Origin of the sequence: Streptomyces sp. PA03-1a (genome assembly GCF_033792805.1) — a bacterium.
GTDB lineage: Bacteria > Actinomycetota > Actinomycetes > Streptomycetales > Streptomycetaceae > Actinacidiphila.
In genome coordinates this window covers 1-18,656 of the sequence record NZ_JARAVO010000073.1, presented here as the reverse complement: position 1 = coordinate 18,656, position 18,656 = coordinate 1, and the positions used below count along the sequence as shown (strand labels likewise).

Here is an 18,656-nt window from a genome sequence, read left to right as displayed (position 1 = left end):
TCAGTGCACCGCGAGGCGCAGCGCGAAACCGATGAGCAGCACTCCGGTGACGCGTTCGACGCGGGCCCGCACCACGGGCCGGCGCAGTACCGCGCCGACCCGGTCGACCACGACGACGTAGGTGCCGAACCAGGTCACGTACAGCACGGCGAAGACCAGCGAGAGCAGGAGCGCGCGCGGCAGGACGCTGCCCTGGGCGGGCAGGAACTGCGGGAGGAAGGTCACGAAGAACAGGGCGACCTTCGGGTTGAGGGAGTTGGACAGGAAGCCCTGCCGCAGGTGGGCCGCGCCGTTCGGCGGCGGGTCCCCGTCCGCCGGCTCCGGGGAGTCGGCGGCGCGGCGGGCCGCGCGCAGGGTCGTGAAGCCCATGTACAGCAGGTAGCCCGCGCCCACGGTGCGCAGCACCGTGAAGGCGACCGTCGAGGCCATCAGCAGCGCCGAGACCCCGAGCGCGGCCGAGGCGATGTGCACGCCCAGCCCGAGCACCCCGCCCACCATCGTCAGCAGCCCGCCCGCGCGGCCCGCTGCCAGGGCGTTCCTGGTGATCAGCGCCTGGTCGGGCCCGGGGATCACGATCAGGACGAGCGAGGCGGCGGCGAAGGTCAGCACGGCGGCGTCCGCAGCCGGGCGGCGAGCGCGCGGAGCACGACCGCGCTGTGCTCGCGCAGGTAGAAGTGGCCACCGGGGAAGGTGCGCACCTCCACCGGAAGGGTCGTCAGCTCCTGCCAGGCCGCCAGTTCGGCCTCGCCGACCCGGTCGTCGCGGCCGCCGAAGACCGTCACGGGGACCTCCAGCGCGGGCCGGTCCCCCCAGCGGTAGGTCTCCACGATCGTGTAGTCCGCCCGCAGCGGCACCGCGACCAGCGCCCGCAGCTCCGGTTCGTCCAGCACCTCCCGCGGGATGCCGCCGTGCAGCCGGGAGACCTCCGCCAGCAGTTCGTCGTCCGGCAGCAGGTGCAGCCCCCGCGAGGTGCGCGGCAGGTGGGGCGCCGGGAAGCCGGAGACCACCAGGCGCTCCGGGAGCCTGCGGCCCGCCTCGCGCAGGGCGCCGGCCAGCTCGTACGCCACCAGGGCACCGAGGCTGTGCCCGAAGAACGTGTACGGCGCGCCGAACGCCACCTGCTCGGTGAGCGCGGCGACCAGTGTCCCCATCGAGGTCAGCGGGGGTTCCCCGAAGCGCGACCCGCGGCCGGGCAGCTGCACGACGTGCAGTTCGACGCCGGTCAGGGCGCGCGCCCAGCGGACGTACTCGGCGGCCGAACCCCCGCCGTGGGCGAAGCAGTACAGCTTCGGAGCGCCGGGCCGGGCGGGCCCGCTGACCAGCCAGCGGGCCGACAGTTGGGTGATCACGGCGGGACTACCTCCCCAGGGGGGCCGGTCGGACGGCGACGAGATGGGCCGCGAGGGCGTCGGCCGTCGGGTGGTCGGCGATCGCCTTGGGCGTCGTGTCGATCCCCAGGTCCTCCTCCAGGCGCCCGCACAGGTCGAGGGTGGTCGCCGAGTCGAAGCCCAGGTGGTCCAGCGGCAGCGTCGGGTCGATCTCGTGGGGCGCGACGTCGAGGAGTTCCGCCAGGAAGGCGACGATCCACTCCCGCATCTGCTCGTACGTCATCGTGTCTCCTCCGTCAGCGGCTCGGACGGGCCGAGCAGCCCCTCCAGGTGGCCGTCGAGCGCTTCCACCGTCGTGTACTGCAGGACCGTGCCGACGGGCACGGTGATCCCGAACGCCGTGCGCAAGGACGCGACCAGCCGGGCCGCGAGCAGCGAGTCGCCGCCCGCCTCCAGGAAGTCGTCGGCGAGGTCGGCGCTGCCGAGGCCGAGCACCTCGCGCCAGATCTCGACCAGCTTGCGCTGACGGTCGGTGCGCGGCGGCTTCGCGGGCCGGCCGCGCGCGGCGGTGCGGGCGCCGGCCTTGGCGAGCGCCTTGCGGTCGACCTTGCCGGTGCCGCTGAGCGGCAGCTCGGTCAGCGCGAACAGCTGGGCCGGCACCATGTGGGCGGCCAGCTGCCCGGCGGCGAAGTCCCGCAGCGCGTCGGGGGCGAAGCGGCTGCGCCGGTCGGGGCCGCGTGCCACGAGGACGTCGAAGCCCACCGAGCCGGGGCCGCCGTCGCGGGGCGTGAGCACGGCGCTGTCGGTGAAGCCCGCGGCGGCGAGTTCGGCCGCCCACTGCGCGCGGTCGAGCAGCGGGTGCGTGGTGCGCAGTTCGGTGTCCTCGAAGGTGTCGAAGCCCTGCTGGAGCCCCATCACCAGGTCGAACCACGGGTGGAAGGCGGTCTGCTCGACGATCAGCAGGGTCCCGCCGGGGGCGAGCAGCCCCCGCAGGGTGCGCAGCGTGCGGCGCACCTGACGGGTGTCGTGCAGCACGCTCGCGGCGACGACCAGGTCGGCGGTGTGGTCCTCGAAGCCCTGGGTCTGCGGGGGCGCGTCCAGGTCGAGCAGGTCGCAGCGCAGGAAGGGGTGCTCCGTGCCGAGGACCTCGCGGGCCCGGTCGGTGAAGTAGCGGGAGATGTCGGTGAACAGGTACTCCGTGGGCGCGGTGCGGCCGGCGGGCAGCAGCGGGAGCAGGTGCCGGGTCAGCGAGCCGTAGCCCGCGCCGACCTCCAGGACGCGCAGCGGCCGGTCGGCCGGCCATCCGGCGGTGAGGCGGCGCACCGCTTCCGTGGCGACGGCGTACGTCGGGCCGAACAGCCGCTCGTAGACGCCGGGGGTGCGGTCGGAGGCGTACAGCTCGGCGGAGTGCACGCTCTGGGTGAGGACCCCGGCGACGTCCCCGGCCAGGGCCAGCATCCAGTCGGTGACGTCCTCGGGGATGCCCAGCACCTCGCCCAGCACGGTGCGGCTGCGGGCGGCGAGCGCGTCGGGGATGCCGTCCGCGGCGGGCGGCCGTGCCGCCACCGCCCGGGCCAGCCAGCGCTCGTAGCGCGGGGCGACACCGGCGGCGTCGTCGGGCAGGCCCAGGCGGCGGAAGGCGGTGCCGACGGCGGTCGCGTACACCTCGTTCAGCACGTCCCAGGCGGCGCGCAGCTCCCGCGGCGAGGGACCGGGGGCGGGCACCTCGGCGGCGGAGCACAGCCCCCGCCAGTCGGCTTCGGCCCGGTCGGGATCGGCGTGCTCGGTGACGAAGAGCCCGTCGGCGCCGCCGGGGTCCCCGGCCGGGACGACGTAACCCAGCAGCCGGGCCGCGCCGGCCTCGCCGTCGGCCTTCACCACGACCGCGCTGTCCACGCCCGGGTGCCGGGTGAGGGTCGCCTCGATCTCGCCGAGCTCCACACGATGTCCGTTGATCTTGACCTGACCGTCCCTACGGCCCAGGAACTCGATGCTGCCGTCCGGCAGGTAGCGGCCGAAGTCGCCGGTCCGGTAGAGCCGTTCGCCGGTGACCGGATGCGTGACGAAGGCCGCGGCGGTGCGCTCGGCGTCGCCCCGGTAGCCGCGGGCCAGGCCGTGGCCGCCGATGTACAGCTCGCCTGCGGTCCACACGGGACAGGGCGCGTACCGCTCGTCGAGGACCTGGAAGGTCTGGTTCCGCAGCGGCTTGCCGTACGGCACGCTCGTCGCGCCCGCCGGGACCTCCTCCACCGGGTGGAAGATCGACCAGATGGACACCTCGGTGGCACCGCCCAGGCTGATCACCCGCGCCCGGGGCCACAGCGCGTGAATGCGGCCGGGCAGGTCGACGGGGATCCAGTCGCCGCTGAGCAGCACCAGCCGCAGGTCCGGCGGGACCTGCGCGCCCCCGGCCTCCAGATGCTCGACCAGCATCTGCATCTGCGCGGGCACCGAGTTCCACACCGTCACCCCGTGCGCGGCCATCACCTCGGCCCAGTGCGCGGGTTCGGCCCGCTGGTCCGGGTCGGGCAGCACCAGCGCGGCCCCGGCGGCGAAGGTGCCGAACAGGTCGTGCACGGACAGGTCGAAGCCGAGGTCGGCGAGGCCGAAGAGACGGTCGGTGGGGCCGATCCCGAAGCGCTCGTTGATGTCGGCGACGGTGTTGAGGGCCGCCCGGTGCTCGATCATCACGCCCTTGGGGGTGCCGGTCGAGCCCGAGGTGTAGAGGACGTACGCCAGGTCGGCGGGGTCGGCCGGGCCCGCCTGCACGGCGGCGTCCGGGGTGGCGGTGGTGCCGGAGGGCGGCTCGGTGACGACGCGGGGCAGGTCCTGCGGCCACTCCAGCCGCGCGTCCGTCCCGGCGTCCGTGACCACCGCGACCGCCCCGGCGTCCGTGAGGATGCGCTCCCGGCGCAGGGCGGGCAGTTGCGGCCCGACCGGGAGGTAGGCGCCGCCCGCCATGAGCACGCCGTAGGCGGCGGCGACCTGGGCGGGGCCCTTGTCGAGGGTGATGCCGACGGTACGGTCGCGCAGGTCGCCGCCGGAGAGCCGGCCGGCGACGGAGGCGGCCCACGCGGCGAGTTCGCCGTAGGTCACGGTGCCGGTGGTCGTGATCACGGCGGGACGCCCCGGATGCCGCTCGGCACGGTCGGGCAGCGCGGAGTGCAGCAGTCCGGACGGCGCCTCGCCCTCGGTGGCGTTGGCGGCCTCCCGGGCGGTGAGCTGGTGGGCGGGGAGCGGGATCACCAGCTCCTCGTCCCACGGGGCGCCTTCGGCGGCGAGCCGCGCCACGGCGCCGGTGTAGGCCGCGAACATGTCGTCGAGCATGCCCTCGGGGAAGAGCTCCTCGACCGCGTCCCAGGTCAGGTCCAGGCTTCCGGTGATGTCGACGACCTGGTGATCGAGCCAGACCTGCGGGGTCTGGCTGATCCGGTACGTGATGGAACCGAAGTGGTCCATGGCCGACGAGACGTCCGCGGCGGTGCCCAGGCCGCTGGTGAAGACGACCGGCATCGTCTCGAAGCCGTTCTGCAGGCCGAGGCGGCGACGTTCGCGCAGCGCCTGCAGGGCGCTGACGTGGCGGTGCCGCAGGTCCTTGCGCAGCTGCCGCTGGACGCGGCCGGCCCGCTCGGCCAGCGGAACGCCGCCGCTCGCGTCCGTCTCCAGTAGGCAGATGGACGTGAAGTCGCCGACCACGCGGCGCAGATGGGGGTGGACTCCGCGGTGCCCTGCTCCGTCGCCGGAGAGCACCAGCGGGAGCCGGTTGAAGAGGGTGAGGTTGAGGGTGAACCGGCGGGTGCCGCTCCACATCGCCAGGACCTCGGAGAACACCGTGGCCAGCAGCGCCGTCGGGGTCAGGCCTCGCTCCTCGCAGCGCCCCTGCAGCCGCTTCCAGTCCTCCGGCGCCAGGTGGAACTCGCGGTGCGTGAAGACCGGCTTGTGCACGGCGACCGGGGACTTGGCCAGCGGCAGGTCGGGCGGCGGGGCCAGCGTCGCGGCGCGCGCCGTCCAGTACTCCCGTGCCTCGCGGTGCCGCGGCGACTCGTCGCCCCGCTCCAGGGCGAGCGCGTAGTCGCGGAAGCCCACCTCGACCGGCGGCAGCACCCGCTCCTCGTCCTGGCACAGCTGCGCCCACTCGCTGAACAGCACGGTGATGCTGGCCAGGTCGACCATGAGCAGGTCGAGGCTGACGTGCAGCCGGTCGTGGCCGGGCAGCCGGGACATGCGGATGTCGAACAGCGGCCAGTCGGCCGCGGTGTACACGCGGTGCGACATCTCCTCGCGCACCTCGGCCAGATGCCGTTGCGCCTCCTGCGGGGGCGCCCCGCGCAGGTCGGTGCAGCGGATCTCGTAGGCGGGGACCTCGGGCAGGATCCGCTGCCGGCCGTCCTCGCCGACGACGCAGCGCAGCATGCCGTGCCGCTCGATGAGCCGGGTCCAGGCGCGGGAGAGCAGCGCCGGGTCCAGGCGGCGGCCCTCCAGCTCGAAGTAGGCGTGCGGGGCGACGTTGCCGAGCACGAAGTTGGGGCCGCGGCCGACCCAGTACGCGTACTGGATCTCGGTCAGCGGGAAGGGGGCGTGGGCGTCGTCGTTCGCGGTCATCGGGATGTCCCCTCCGGGAGGAGTTCTGCCATGGCGGAGCGCAGCCGTACCGGCAGCGGCCCCTCGTCGTCCTCGCTGGCGCGGATGGCCACGCCGAGCGCGAACCGGTCCCACACCTGGAGCACCTGCACCTGCCACAGGGGGCGCTCGGGTTCGGGGATCTCGTCGTCGACGACGGCCAGGCCGCCGTCGCGCAGGCGGTGCACGGAGAAGGCGTCGAAGCCCCGGCACATGCCCATGCCGGTGGCCTTGGTGTACGCCTCCTTGGCGACCCAGGAGTCGGCGAAGGCGTGACCGCGCTGGTCCTCGCGGTCGCGCCGCAGCACCTCGTTCTCCAGGGGGGTGAAGACCTTCGGCGCGAACTGCATCGCCTCGGGCCGGGCGGGGGTGGTCTCGGCGTCCACTCCGGCGGTGCGGCCGCGCACGACGATGGCGGCGATCAGCCCGTTGGTGTGGGTGATGTTGAAGTCCAGCCCCCAGTCGGCACCGTCGACCACGGGCCGGCCGTACTTGCCCTTGCGGAAGCGCCACGAGTCCGGTGGCTCGTCGGTGTAGAGCGACAGGACCTGACGGGACAGCAGCCGTGCGCCGAGGAAGCGGCGCCGGGCGGCGGGGAACAGCAGCCGGTCGTGCCGGGCGCGCTCCTCGTCGGTCAGCAGTTCCAGACCGCCCGTCGCCTCGGCGAACCGGTCCACGTCCTCCTCGGCGAGCAGCCACACGTCGGCGCTGTCGGCGAGCGGGTCGGCGGACGGTACCGCGGTGTCCATGAGCACTGCCTCCATCGGTGGGTCACCAGTTGACGGGGAACGCGCGGAAGGAGAAGAGCAGGCCGTCGCGGTGCGCCGCCTCCAGCGCCGCGGCCACCTCGTCGACCTCCTCGGGGCCGGTCACCCGGCGCGTGGGGTGGAACCGCCGCAGCAGCCGCTCCAGGCAGAGCAGCAGCACCGCCGGGGAGCACAGCGGCGGGCTCAGGCTCTCCCGGCCGCGCAGGTGGAGGTGGACGACGGCCGCGGCGGCGGAGACCGTCGTGTACTGCTCGGCCAGGTCGAACAGCTCGGCCGACTGGCTGGCGGCCTTGCCGAGGGCGGAGGTGAGCTTGCGGTGCTCCTCGGCGATCCGGTCCAGTTCGCCGGCGAGCGCGTCCGCGGTCGCCGCGCCGTCCGCGAGCCGGGCCGCGTCGCGGCCGGTCGTGGCCGCCGCCTCCCGCCGCAGCTCGGCCACGGCCGCGCGCAGGGTGACCACCGGGTCGTCGACGCCGCGGCTGAACAGCTGCTGCCCGGCGGGCCGGTACGGCTCCATGGGGTGGGCCGGGTCGAAGAGCACGGCGACCCTGGCCGCGGCCTCCTCGACCAGCCCCGGCGGCGGGGTGACGGCGGAGCTGAGCAGCGGTCCGAGCTGCAGGGCGATGTTCTTCAGGTTGACCACGGTGTTGCCGTCGGCGAAACCGGCCACGCCGAAGTCGCGCCGCGCCTTCTGGAAGATCCCGTGCCGCGGGTGGTCGCGCAGCCAGTGGCGGGCGCCGAGCACCACGCCGAGCCGGCCGAGCGTCCCCTCCAGCAGGGTGGGCACGAAGTACTTGACCACCGACGACCAGATGCTGATCTGCGCCGGGGCCATCTGCAGGGCGCGCACCGCGGTGGAGGTCATGGCGTCGGCGACCAGCAGTTCGGCGTAGGACTCCGCGAGCTGCCGCCGCGAGTACGGGATCGCCGAGACCGTGGTGCCGAAGACCTCCCGGGTCGTGGCGAAGTCCAAGGTGGTGCGCAGGGCGGTGTCCACCGTGCTCAGCGCGATCAGGTTGATCAGGACGCGGGCGAACTGCCCGGCCTTCAGGGCGATCTCCAGGCCCTGCCCCTCGCGGCCGACGAGCGCGGCGGACGGCACGAAGCAGTCCCGCAGCCGCACCCCGCTCATGTCGAGGCCGCGCAGGCCGTGCAGCGGCTCGTCGGGCAGCGGTTCGCAGCTGCCCGCGGTCAGGGCGCGCTTGTCCAGGGCGAGGATCGAGTAGCCGCCGGGGCCGCCCTGGGGGGAGGTGCGGGCGAAAAGCATGACGACGTCGGCCTGGGTGGCGTTGCCGATCGTCCACTTCTCGCCGTCGAGCAGCCAGCCGCCCTCGACGGGCCGCGCGGTCAGCTCGTTGGCGAGCACGTCGCTGCCGTGCCGGCGTTCGGACAGGCCCCAGGCCATCTTGCCGCCGGAGCGGACGTGGTCGGCGAAGGACGTGCGCTGCTCGTCGCTGCCCGCGATCCACAGCGGCATGTAGGCGATGCTGGTGATCACCATCGCGGTGGCGGTGGTGGGGTCGCGGCGGGCGACCAGCCGGAACAGGTGGTAGCCGTCCTGCACGTCGACGGCCCGGCCGCCGTGCGCGGCGGGCACGATCCAGTCGTACAGGCCCCAGGAGGCCAGCAGGTCGACGAACTCGTGCGGATACGCCTCGCGTTCGTCCAGGTCGAGGACGCGGGCGTACGGCATGGGACCGGCGGGGTCGTTGGGGCTCCCCAGGTGGCGCTCCAGGTCGGCCATGAGCGCGGGCAGATCGGTCATGTCTCCTCGTCCTCCGGTCCCGGTCGGTCGCACAGCCGCACCGGCAGTGCCGTGAACAGGCGGCGTGCCGCGTCGAGTTCGGCGATCAGCCGGCCCGCCGGGGCGACGTCCCGGCCGGCGGTGCGCGGGTCGCGGCCCTCGGCCACCGTGAGGAGCAGCGCCGTCACGGCGGTGAGCCATCCGGCTCCGCCGGGCTCCGGCTCGCCGTACAGGCCGCCGCGGTCGCGGTGGAACCACCAGGTCAGGGCCGCCGTCGCGGCCGCGTGGAGCGGGCACAGCCGGTCCGCCAGGTCGAGCAGGTCGGGGGCCGTCCGCTGCCGCGGCGCGGCCGCCGCCTCCCGGAAGGTCGCGGCCAGGCCCGACTGCACCCCGGTGACCAGCGTCGCGGCGCGCGTCGCGCCCCTGCGGTGGAGCTCGGCGGCGATGGTGTCGGCGTGCGAGGCGAAGCCGAGCAGGATGTCGTCGCCCGGCCGGGCCCCCAGGTCGAGGGCGGCGGGGTCGAGGCCCGGCAGGGCGGCGCCGCCCAGGTCGAAGAGGGCGGCGAGCCTGCGCTCGCGCTCCGGTTCCGGTTCCCGGGGCGTGGCGTACGCGGGCAGGAACATCGCGACCGCCCGCAGGTTGCCCAGCACGCTGGTGTCGATGACCTCGACCATCGCGTTGTCCCGGACGGCCTTGTCGAGGACGGCGCCCGGGCCGTCGCCGTCCCGCAGCACCGCACGCGCCCCGACGAGGGCGCGGGCACGGTGCGCGCAGTCGGCGGTGAGCCGGGTGGCGACGCGCTTGACGACGGACGAGGCCAGGCCGAAGGTGCCCGGCGCGACATGGGCGTACCGTGCCGCGACGAGCGCCGTCAGGTCGGCGGCCATGAACTCCGCGGCGGCCACCGCCAGTTCCCGCGCCCCGTACGGGGTGTCCGCGACCGGCTCGCCGCCCGTGCGGTGCGCCCGCGCGAACCTCAGGGCGGTGCGCAGCGCGGTGTCGGCGGTCGCCAGGCAGCCCGCGGTGCTCATCAGCCGGACGATCTGCTGGGCCCGCATCGCCCCGGCGAGCCCGGCGCCGGCGCCGCCGACCACCGCGTCCGGCGGCACGGGCACCGCGTCGAAGGCCAGGTCCGCGAAGTCGATGCCCCGCATCCCCGTGGTGCGCCGCGCGGGCAGCCGCCGCACGCGGGCGTCGGCCAGGGTCTCCGGGCCCAGCAGCAGCGCCGTGAACGCCGCCGGGCCCCGGTCCGCGGTCCTGGCCACCACGACGGCCGCGTCGGCGCTCGCGCCGCGCCCCACGAGCCATTTGGTGCCGGTCAGCGTCATGGCGGCGGTGTCGAGGCGGCAGGTGTTCGCCAGCACGTCGCTTCCCGCGTGCTCCTCGGACAGCCCGAACGCGACGGTACGGCCCTCGCGCGCCCACGCGGCGACGGTCCTGCGCTGCTCGGGGGTGCCGGCGGCGAGCACGGTCATGACGGCGGAGATGCCGAACATGGTGGCGGGCATGACGTTCGCGTCCCGCCGGGCGGCGACGCGGACGAGGACGTGGGTGTCCTCCAGCGTGCGCAGGCTCCCGCCGAGGTCCGCGGGCAGGTAGGCGACGTGGAAGTCCTCCTCCCGCAGCCGCGCCTCCCACCGCGCCGGGTACGCCTCTTCGTCGTCACGGGCCGTCCCGGCGGCGAAGCCGTACGGGTTCCCGGGCTCCCACGGATCCCCGAGCGCGGCGTCCAGCGCCTCGGCGGCGGCGAATGGGGTCTCCGGTCCCGCGGGCGTCACGTCGCCGGGCCTTCGCGGCCGCACTGCGACGGCCGTCGACGACGGCGCGGGGCCGCCCCTCTCCGCCCCTCGGGCCGCACGCGGCCCCTGGCCGCGGTCCGCCGGAGGCCGCGCCTCGTCGTCCCGCGGCGCGTCGACCACGAGGGCCCCGCCCGGCGGTCGCGGTGCCGCGCCGGCCACCCGGCCGGAAGGCCCGCTCCCCCGACCGGACCGGCCCGGGGCCCCGGGGTGTTCCGCATCTGCAGCAGACGCCACCGGGCCGTCCGCTCCGGACCACGGCACGTCGTCGCCCGGAGCGCCGGAGGCGGTCACCTTCACGCCCGCGACGGCTCCGTCCTGCGGGGGCAGCCGGAGCCCGCGCCCCGTCCCCCGCCCGTCGGCGCGGCCGTTCCCCACCTCAGCCGACGGCGACGCCCCCGCTGGCGCCGGGCTGTCCGCCCCGGCGGCCCTGCCGCCTGCCGGGAATAACGGCCGGGCCGTCACGGCCGCACCCCCACCGCGGAGCCGGGCGCGTTCGCGTCGTCCGGCGAGGGCCGGGTCGCGATGCCCGCCGGGAAGGCGACCCCCGCCGCACGCAGGAACGCGAGCCGCTGGTGGAAGGCGGCGCCCGTCATGATCTGCCGGGCGACGTCCGCGACCCGCCGGTGCTCGGGGGCCGCCAGGTACGTCCCGCGGACCCAGGCGTTGAAGCTGCCCATCGCCGGCCCGCACCAGATCTGGTAGTCGACGGCGCGGTCGGCCTCGCCGGTCTTGGCCCAGCGCGAGGCCATGCCCAGGTACCAGCGGAAGACCAGCGCGGCGCGCCGCTTGGGGTTGCCCTCGGCGCGGGCCAGCTGGTCGGGGTCGCGCCGCCGGAAGTACGCGAGGGTCTCGTCCCACACCGTGTCCAGCGGGCGCCGGAAGACCTGCTGCTCCACCTTCTGCCGCACCGCCGCCGGGATGGCCTCGATCCCGTCGTACGTCCGGTACAGCTCGTAGAGCTGCTTGGCCCGCATCGGGAAGAACGTGCCCCGCTTGAGCACCTGGAGCTCGACGCCCATCTCGAACATGTCGGCCGCCGGCGCCATCTCGAAGTCGGCGATGCCCGCCTGGGCCAGCATCTCCTTGACGCGGGGTGAGGTGTCGGCCTCCAGGCAGGACTGGTTGACCGATCCCGTCACCACGTAGTCGGCACCCATGGCGAAGGCGGCGGCCGCCGCCTCGGGCGTGCCAATGCCGCCGGCGGCGCCCACGCGGATGCGCTCGGCGTAGCCCTCCTCCTGCTGGACGGCGTCGCGCTGCCGGATGATGACGGGCAGCAGCGCGGGCAGCGGGCGGCGGTCGGTGTGGCCGCCGGAGTCGGCCTCGACGGTGATGTCGTCGGCGAGCGGGACGCGTTCGGCGAGCCGGGCCTGCTCCTGCGTGATCGCGCCCTCGGCGACGAGCGCCCGCACCATGGCCTCGGGGGCGGGCCGCATGAACAGCTCGGCGAGTTCGGGGCGGGAGATCTTGGCGATGACCCGGTTGCCCGCGGTGACGCCGTACGGTCCGCCGGCCCGCAACCCGGCCAGCCGGTAGCGGACGAGGTGCGGGGTGAGGGCGAGGAAGGCGGAGGCCTCCACGCAGGGCACGCCGTACTTCAGGAACAGGTCGACGGCGGTGCGCTCCAGGCGCTCCTCGCTCGGGCTGTGGATGAGGTTGCAGGCGTACGGGAGGCCGGGGATCTCGTCACGGAAGCGGACCAGGGCCTTCTCCACGGCCTCCGGGAGCAGGCCCGCCGCGCCGTACGAGCCGAGGAAGCCGGCCCGGGCCATGGCGACGACCATGCCGGCGGAGGCGATGCCGTTGGCCATGGCGCCGCTCATGTAGGCGTAGCGCAGGCCGTGGGCCTTCAGGAAGGCGGCGCTGCCCAGGCGTTCGGGACCGAGCGGGGGCGCGGCGGCGACGATCTCGTGCTCGCCGGCCGGGCCGAAAACGCCGCCGGTGGCGGCGCCCAGCCCGTAGGGACCGCGCAGGACGTAGACGGGTTCGTCGAGCCGCATCAGGGCTTCGTAGACCCCGGTGTCGCCGACAGCCGGCGCCTGGGGTCCGGTCCACCGCGGCCGGTGGAGGTCGGTGGTCATGCTGCGTCTCCTGTCGCTCGCCGCTTGCTCAGGTCTGGTCGTGGTGGATCTCGATGCCGATGTCGCCCAGCCGGTAGATCCGCAGGGTCGACTTCCAGACGCTCGCGTCGCCGAGCAGCAGGATCCGGCCCGGTTCGCGGCGCACCTCCTTGACGTGCACGTCGAACTCCATGTCCGGGTCGGTGCGGAGGATCTGGCCGCGGTAGCTCCAGGTCATCTCGGCGCCGGAGGCGAGCGCGAAGCGCGGGTTCACCAGCCCGTCGGTGAGCCCGGCCTCGACGGCGTACACCTGCAGGCCCTGCAGCAGCGCCTCCACGCCCAGCGATCCGGGCATCACCGGGTCGCGGTGGAAGTGGCAGCTGAAGTACCAGTCGTCGGGGCGGATGGAGCGGTGGCCGCGCAGGTAGCCCCGGCCGTGCTCGCCGCCGCCGGGCAGGACGTCGACCCATTCGACGAGGTCGAGGTGGCCGCCGGCCAGCCGGGTCGTGCCCCGGGTGGCCTGCGCGGCGCGGTGGGCGGCCAGCTCGACGCGGCGGACGCCGGCCGGGCGGGCGGGCTGCCGGTCGAGCCAGGGCAGGACGTGCTCGCCCTTGTCGAGGCCGACCTGGTTCTCCAGGGCCTCGGCGTTGAAGTAGCCGAACAGGGACTCGCCGCGGTAGAAGACCTCGCCGTCGGTGGAGAGTTCGTACGCGTAGTTCTGCAGGATCGAGCCGGGCATCCGGTCGCTGGACAGCAGCGTCGAACGGTGCCTGATGGTCTTGCCGCGCAGGTCGACGTCCTTGACGAGGGTGGCGCGGCCGTCCAGGTTGCGGATGCTGAACTGCTCGTCCGGGAAGGGCAGCGTGGCGCCCAGGTAGTAGCCGAGGAGGATGGCGGCCTGGAGGCTGGACTCCATGTGGACGCAGTTCGGCATGTACGGGTGCCCGTTGTGCGCGTAGTACCAGGCGTCCTCCGGCGCGTCGTACTCGGTGACCATGACGGCGCCCTTCTTCAGGACGCCGCGGGTGCCCTCCAGCGCCATGACGCGGTCGACGAAGAGGAAGTCGCCGTTGGGGATGTACGGCGCGCGGCTGTCGGCGTAGACCTCGAACTCGGGGCCCATCGCGACCGCCAGGTCCCCCTTGGCGGCGTGCGCCATGTGGAACTCGTTGAGCAGCGCGGGCTCGCCGCTCGCGGGGCTGAGCCGGCCGAGGAAGTGCGGCACCGTGCCGCCGGTCTCCGGGCGGTACGGGGTGCCGGGCTTCTCCACCAGGCGGATCCCGAGGCCGGTGACCCCGATCGACGGCTTGCCGTCGCGCAGCACGACCACGTCCGCGGTGATGGCGGGACGGGGCAGCAGCGTCAGCCCGGTGACGTCGATCCGGTACTCGATGCGTTCGGTGGCCGGGGTGATCTGGCCGCGGACCTTGACCTCCGTGGTCAGGCCCTGGACGGGCTGGAAGCGGGCGTCGGGGAAGCACAGGTGCAGGCCGAGGGACATCGCGTACACCTCCAGCAGCTGCACCGCGCCTTCGGCGACCAGCGAGCCGGCGAGCACCGGGTCGTCCGGGAAGTGGCAGGTGAAGTACCAGCCGTCCCGGACAAGGTGCTTGACGGCCTCGATCCGGCCGAGGCCGTGCGCGCCGCCCTTGCGGTCCAGCACGGTGACCTCGTCGGCCATGCGCAGCCGCTCGCCGGGCAGGCGCAGGGAGGTGTTGCAGCCCTCGGGCTGCCGGTGGCCCGGCCCGAAGACGTCCGCGATCCGTCCCTCGGCGAGCGCCGCCAGGTCGGCGGCGGTCAGTGCGGTGCGGGAGGTGGGCTGCACGGGCTTGAAGGAACTCGCCCCGGAGAAGGCGCCGTCGCCCTTGGGCGGCACGGCCCTGCCCTGGATGATGCCGAGCGAGTTCTCCAGCTCGTCGTCGGTGAAGAAGCCGGCGCAGGCGTTGTTCAGCTTCAGGATCAGCTCACCGTCGGCGTAGCAGTCGTAGTGGAAGAAGAACAGCGTCGTGTCGCCCTGCCGCACGAACTGGTCGATCCAGATGTCGTAGCGCAGCGTCTGGCCGACCCGCGGCAGGTCCCCCACGAAGCTGAGGCTGCTGTCGAGCAGGCGGTAGACGCGGTCGCCGCGGTTGGTGAAGTCGATGCCGAGGTAGCTGATCAGCAGCAGGTCGCACTGGCCCGCCTCGATGGTCACGGCCGGGGGCACCTGGCCGTCCACGGCGTACCAGGCGTCGAGCGGAACGTCGTACTCGGTGCGGATGAACGAGGGCTCGAACGCCCCCGGTTCGGCCTCCAGCGCGGTGACGCGGGTGGCGAAGTGGTACGGCGGGGCGGGCAGCCGGACACGGCGGCGGTGACCGTCGATCTCGGCGAAGCGCGGGCCGAAGACGTTCCCGATCTTCCCGGTGGCGAACTCCAGGAGGTCGTGCTCGTCCCAGATCACGCCCTCCGGCTTGGGCGCGCGTACGGCGGGGGTCGCGGGCTCGGGGACGGGGACGGTCGCGGGGGTGGCGGCGGACAGCAGGGCCGCCAGCTGGTCGCGCAGGGCCCGCTGGGCGTCCAGCACCTCCCGGTGGGCCTCCAGCATCTCGCTGCGCAGCCCGCGCACGAGCGCGGCGGTGCTCTCCTGCCGGGGCGGCTGTACGGGCAGCGGCGCCCCGAAGATGGCCGGGCCCGGCGGCTCCTGCGGCTCCACGACCGGCACCGGCGGGGCGGCCGCGATGACGGTGGCGGTCACGGCGGCGGCCGGGATCATCGTGATCGGCTCCCGCTCCAGCACGAGCGCTGGTGCGGGCGGCTGTGCGGCGGGGCTGATCGACATCGCGGTGTCCCATTCCGTGGCGGATTCGGCACCCACGGCGTTCGCCGGGGCGGGGATGACGTTCCCGGCACGCACGCCGGGCTCGGACCTTCGAGCCGCCGGACCCGTCGCGCAGGAAAGCGGCGACCCGGCAGGAGTGGCCGTCCGGGACGCGTGGACGCCGGCGGCGGACCCCCCGCCCACGGGGTGCCCCGGGGCGGGGATGACGTTCGCTGCACGCCTACCGGGCCCGGCGGCCCCCGCGCCGGACGCCGGCTCCTGCGACGCCGCACCTCCCGCACCCGCCCCGAGCCCGCGCTCCGCGACAGCGGCGGCCGACACGTCCGGCCGCGCAACACCCGCACCGGGAAGGGGCGGGCGGGTGGCAGGCCCCACGACGGACCCGCGCTCCCCCGCGACGGACACCGGCGGATCGGCAGAAACCGCCATCACGGACTCGCGGCCCGCAACGGCCGGGACGGACTGACCGCCTTCCGACACCTGAGCACCGGGAAGGGGCGGGCGGATGGGAGACCCCACGACGGACCCGCGGCCCGCAACGCCGCGCATCACCAGCCCGGCCCCCGCACCCGCAGCCGCAGCCGCAACCACCGGGCCCCGCGCGGGCCGCAGCCCCGCCACCACCGGTCCCGCGCCCGCGGCCACCAGCGGCGCGACCGGCGCGCCGCCCACCGTGAAGGTGCGCAGGCCGATCGGGCGCCGGGCGGCGGACGCGGAGACGGACGCCGGGACCGCGAACGCGCCGAGGTCGACCGGGACGCCGTGGGAGGCCAGTCGGGCCACGAGGCGGGCGATGTCGCCGGCGCCGCGTGCCCCGCGCCGGTCGACGGAGACCGCCACGTGCGGCTCGTCGCCGAGCGTCTCGTGGATCCAGCGGGCGCACGTGCTGCTCGGCCCGACCTCGATGAAGCAGCGGAACCCGTCCGCGTACGCCCGCCGCACCAGCCGCGGGAAGTCGACCGTCTCCCGCAGCGTGACGGCGATGTTCGCGGCGACGGCGTCCGGGTCGAGGCCGGTCACGGGCGCGTAGTGCCGGCTGCTGTAGAGCGTCAGGCCGCCGACGTCGCCGGTCGGGTACCGGTTGAGGTCGGCGAGTTCGCCGAGGACGCCGTCGACGACCGGGCAGTGCATGACGTGGTTGGCCGGCGAGCGGGCGCTGCGGCAGTCCAGTGCGGCGATGAGCTCGGCGCACTGGCCGGGGTCGCCGGCGACCACGACCTCCTGCGGGGTGTTGACGTGGGTGACGAAGACCCGGTCGAAGCGCTCGACGGCCGCCCGTACGTCGTCGGCCGGGGCGAGCAGCACATGTGTGGCCCACACCTGCGCGTCCGGGACGTCGTCGCCGAGTCCCCACAGCTCGCGCACCGTGCGCTTGGGTCCGCGCAGCATGTCGTCGAAGAGCGGCGAGGCGCTGATCTTCGCGTCGCCGCGGGCGCTCTTGATCCAGCCGCCGGTGGCGAAGAGCATGCTGCTCTCGCCGAGGCTGTAGCCGAACGCGCCCTGCACGGGCACGCCCAGGACCTCCCGCACCAGGTCCGTCGACAGCAGCGCGTAGCTGGTGCCGGCGGCCAGCATCAGGGGGATGTCCTCGACGAGTTCGCCCTCCCGGCGCATCAGTTCGCGCCGTCCGAGGAGCTCACGGGAGCGCGGGTAGAGGGCGGCGCTGCGCAGGAGCTCCGCGGGGAGCTCGGCCTGCGCCTCGAAGCGGGGCAGCAGCCCGGGGAAGGCGCGGAAGAGGGAACGGCCCAGGCCCAGGTAGGAGTTGAAGGCGCCGGGGAAGACCAGGGCCACCTTGGCACTGCCGCCGGCGCCGATCGGCCGGGAGGTGAAGTGGCTGCCGGAGGGCGAGGTCCACTCCCCGCCCGACCGCCACACCTGCGGCAGGTCCTTGACGGCCTGGTCGATCTGCCGGGCGAGCCCGGCGGTGTCGTCGGCGACGAGGACGGCCTTGAGCCGGGCGGGGCGGTCCTCGGCGAGGGCCGCCCAGTCCCCGTCGAGCGCCGCCCGCAGCTCGCCGAGCCGTCGCAGCAGCCCCTCGATGTCGTCGGCGCCGACGGGCACGACGAGGCCGCCGCCGGAGCGGGCCCAGTCGGTCTCGGCGACCTCGCCGCGCACCCTGGCACCGGCCAGGACGACGTGGCCGTGGCTGCCCGCCGTGCCGGTGACGCTCACCGACGCCGCGCGCCGTCCGTCGCGCCGGGCCCGCAGCCAGGGGCGGGAGTCGGCGGGGAGGAAGAAGGAGGAGCCGTCCGGAGGGACGGCTCCGCCGCCCGGGGCGACCGGGAAGTAGGCGTGGTGCAGGCACAGCGCGGCCCGGATGACGGAGGCGAGCGCGGAGGCGCGGCCGGTGTCGCCGACGCAGGCGTGGACTCCGGACAGCGCGGTGCGCAGTTCGCCGCCGGCCCGGTCACGGGTCCAGACCCGGGCCAGGCCCTCGCGTTCGGCGGCGGTCGCGGCGCCCGCCTCTACGAGTTCGACGTCGGCCGGGGTGAGCCCGGCGGCGGCCAGCGCTTCCTCGGCGGCGCGGGCGACCAGTTCGGGGCGGGCCCCGGGGGTCACGTCCCCGCAGTGGTGGACGGCGACGGCCTCCACCGTGGCGTACACGGTCCGTCCCGGCGGCACCGACGCGGGCCGGGTGACGACGACGGCCCCGGCACCCTCACCGAGGACACGCAGCCCGTCCCGGACCGAGCCGGGCTCCAGCAGTTCGCGGGCGAGCGTGTTCTCGGGCCCGGCCGCGAGGTCGACGGCGCCGACGAGGACGGCCTCGACGGTCGGGTCGAGCAACAGCAACCGGGCGACGTCGAGGGCGTCGACGCCCACCGAACTGTCGGAGGAGAGGGTGAAGGAGGGGCCGGTCAGGTTCCACAGCGAGGAGACCCGGCTGGCCATGATGTTGCCGATGTAACTGAGCACCTCGTTGGGCTCGATGGAGTCGTGGACGCCGTTGCGCGCGGCCCGGGTGAGCTCGGCCAGTTGCCCGGGGGTGGGCTCCACGCCGGCCTGCGCGCACCAGTCGGCGAGCTTGCGGCCCAGTTCGTAGCGGGAGCCGTGGCCGTGCGCGCTCGGTTCCATCTCCATGCCGACGACGACGGCGACCCGGCGCGGCCCGGCGTCCCCGCCGGTGCCGGGGCGCGGCCGCTCGTACCCGGCGTCGCGCAGCGCCTCCTCGGCGACGCGCATCATCAGCAGGTGCTGCTGGTTGAAGTGGTCGAGGTCCTTGGGCGGGATCTTGTACGAGGTCGCGTCGACCTCGAACTCCTCGACGTACGCGGCCCTCGGCGCGTGCTCGCCGGCGAGCCCGGCCCGGGCCAGGGGGCCGCCCTCGACGTCCTCGAAGCCGCGCCACCGCTGTCGGGGCAGCGCGCGCACGGCGTCCAGGCCCTCGTACCCGGCACGCTCGAAGGCGTCCAGCGTGGTGAACGAGCCGAAGTGCGCGCCCATGCCGATGACGGCCAGCGGCGGCACGGGTGTCGCCGCGGAAGCGGGCTCCGGAACGCGGTCGGGCGCGGGGTCGGGG

Annotated in this window: 9 protein-coding genes; all 9 read right to left on the bottom strand. The window is 75.0% G+C overall.

Annotated elements, in window-relative coordinates:
- The 9 genes from PV341_RS18265 to PV341_RS18225 all read right to left on the bottom strand — a co-directional run bounded on the left by PV341_RS18265 (position 1) and on the right by PV341_RS18225 (position 18,604).
- Positions 1 to 609: a LysE family translocator gene (locus PV341_RS18265; RefSeq protein ID WP_500325473.1), complete on the bottom strand. Its 609-nt coding sequence runs from the start codon at positions 607 to 609 to the stop codon at positions 1 to 3.
- Complete coding sequence (locus PV341_RS18260) at positions 603 to 1,349, bottom strand: thioesterase II family protein (protein ID WP_500325475.1); 747 nt, start codon at positions 1,347 to 1,349, stop codon at positions 603 to 605. The genes PV341_RS18265 and PV341_RS18260 overlap by 7 nt, the downstream gene beginning before the upstream one ends.
- 7 nt (positions 1,350 to 1,356) lie before the next feature.
- Entirely contained in the window at positions 1,357 to 1,611 is a 255-nt protein-coding gene (locus tag PV341_RS18255) for an acyl carrier protein (protein WP_500325477.1), read from the bottom strand.
- The gene (locus PV341_RS18250) at positions 1,608 to 5,930 is read right to left on the bottom strand and encodes a non-ribosomal peptide synthetase (protein ID WP_500358379.1); all 4,323 of its coding nucleotides are present in this window, start codon (positions 5,928 to 5,930) and stop codon (positions 1,608 to 1,610) included. Before PV341_RS18250 ends, PV341_RS18255 begins: the two co-directional genes overlap by 4 nt.
- Entirely contained in the window at positions 5,927 to 6,697 is a 771-nt protein-coding gene (locus PV341_RS18245; protein WP_499513965.1) for a 4'-phosphopantetheinyl transferase family protein, read from the bottom strand. Before PV341_RS18245 ends, PV341_RS18250 begins: the two co-directional genes overlap by 4 nt.
- A 22-nt stretch (positions 6,698 to 6,719) precedes the next feature.
- Entirely contained in the window at positions 6,720 to 8,477 is a 1,758-nt protein-coding gene (locus PV341_RS18240) for an acyl-CoA dehydrogenase family protein (protein WP_500358377.1), read from the bottom strand.
- A complete protein-coding gene (locus PV341_RS18235) occupies positions 8,474 to 10,234 on the bottom strand; it encodes an acyl-CoA dehydrogenase family protein (RefSeq protein ID WP_500358376.1) in 1,761 nt (586 codons plus the stop codon). Before PV341_RS18235 ends, PV341_RS18240 begins: the two co-directional genes overlap by 4 nt.
- A 479-nt stretch (positions 10,235 to 10,713) precedes the next feature.
- Positions 10,714 to 12,336, bottom strand: a complete 1,623-nt coding sequence (locus tag PV341_RS18230) for a PfaD family polyunsaturated fatty acid/polyketide biosynthesis protein (RefSeq protein WP_500358375.1) — start codon at positions 12,334 to 12,336, stop codon at positions 10,714 to 10,716.
- Between the two features lie 28 nt (positions 12,337 to 12,364).
- Positions 12,365 to 18,604, bottom strand: coding sequence for a beta-ketoacyl synthase N-terminal-like domain-containing protein (locus tag PV341_RS18225; RefSeq protein ID WP_500358374.1), 6,240 nt, complete (start codon positions 18,602 to 18,604; stop codon positions 12,365 to 12,367).
- Positions 18,605 to 18,656 lie beyond the last annotated feature (52 nt).